This window comes from Caballeronia udeis (assembly GCF_044909315.1).
In the GTDB taxonomy this organism is placed as follows: domain Bacteria; phylum Pseudomonadota; class Gammaproteobacteria; order Burkholderiales; family Burkholderiaceae; genus Caballeronia; species Caballeronia udeis_A.
Window position 1 is genome coordinate 1 of sequence record NZ_JBIYEB010000083.1, and the last position, 1,728, is coordinate 1,728.

The following is a 1,728-nucleotide window of genomic DNA, read 5'->3' on the forward strand; positions in this document are numbered from 1 at the left end:
AGCCGCCGCTGGTTCGACGACCCCTCCGACCCCGGCATGACCGCGCTGTATCTTGAGCGCTACATGAACTACGGCATCACGCGCGAAGAGTTGCAGTCGGGCAAGCCGATCATCGGCATCGCGCAGACGGGTTCGGATCTCGCCCCGTGCAATCGCCATCATCTCGAGCTTGCGAGCCGCGTACGTGACGGCATCCGTGACGCAGGCGGCATTCCGCTCGAGTTCCCCGTGCACCCGATCCAGGAAACCGGCAAGCGCCCCACCGCCGCGCTCGATCGCAACCTCGCTTATCTCGGTCTCGTTGAAATCCTGCATGGTTACCCAATCGACGGCGTGGTCCTCACCACCGGTTGCGACAAGACCACGCCCGCCTGCCTGATGGCCGCGGCCACGGTCAACATTCCGGCCATCGTGCTCTCGGGCGGACCAATGCTCGACGGTTGGTATCACGGCAAGCTTGCCGGCTCGGGAACCGTCATCTGGGACGCGCGCAAACGCTTGTCCGCCGGCGAGATCGACTACCCAGGATTCATGGACATGGTGGCCTCTTCCGCCCCTTCGGTCGGACATTGCAACACCATGGGCACCGCGCTCTCCATGAACTCGCTTGCCGAAGCACTCGGCATGTCGCTGCCCGGTTGTGCGGCAATCCCCGGGCCGCATCGCGAACGCGGGTGGATGGCGTACGCCACCGGCAAGCGCATCGTCGGCATGGTCGCAGAAAATCTGCGTCCTTCGGACATCATGACCAAGGGCGCATTCGAGAACGCCGTAGTCGCGGCGGCCGCGCTGGGTGCTTCATCGAATTGTCCGATTCACATGATTGCGATTGCGCGTCACATGGGTGTCGATCACACGCTGGAAGACTGGCAGCGTCTTGGTCCCGAAGTCCCGTTGCTGGTGGACTGCCAACCCGCGGGACGTTTCCTTGGCGAAGCGTTTCATCGCGCGGGCGGCGTGCCGGCCGTGATGAAGGAACTGCTGGATGCGGGCAGGCTCAACGGCGCCGTGCGCACGGTGACGGGGCGCACGCTGGCCGAGGATCTCGCCGCTGTGCCTACACCCGATCGCGAGGTCATTCGTGAATATGCGAAGCCGCTCAAAGAAGCCGCCGGATACGTCGTGCTCTCAGGCAACCTCTTCGACAGCGCCGTCATGAAGGTCAGCGTGATCGACGACGCGTTCCGCAAGCGCTTCCTCGCCGACCCGAATCATCCCGATGTGTTCGAGGGTAAAGTCGTTGTGTTCGAAGGCCCGGAGGACTATCACGCGCGCATTGAAGATCCGGAGACCGGTGTCGACGAACGTTCGATCCTCGTGATCCGCAATTGCGGTCCGGTAGGCTTTCCGGGCGGTGCGGAAGTAGTCAACATGCAGCCGCCGGCGGCGCTGCTCAAGCGCGGTATCGACACCCTGCCAACGCTTGGCGACGGCCGTCAGAGCGGCACGTCGGCGAGCCCGTCCATTCTCAATGTGTCGCCGGAAGCGGCCGTTGGCGGCGGGCTTGCGTTGCTTGTATCGGGCGACAGGATTCGCATTGACCTGAAGACCCGCAAGGTCGACCTGATGATCCCCGAGGCCGAACTTGCCCAACGCCGCGCGGCATGGAAGCCGCCCGTGCTGAAGAACATGACGCCATGGGAAGAGATCTACCGCAGCATGGTCGGACAGCACGGCAGCGGCGCGTGCCTCGAACCGGCCACGCTGTACCTGAACATCGTCGAGACG

At 63.9% G+C, this 1,728-nt stretch carries 1 protein-coding gene; it reads left to right on the forward strand.

Translation table 11 applies throughout. From position 1 onward, the window contains the following. Positions 1-1,728, forward strand: a 1,728-nt coding sequence (locus tag ABH944_RS44535) for an IlvD/Edd family dehydratase (RefSeq protein ID WP_404615819.1), incomplete at both ends; no start/stop codon positions are given.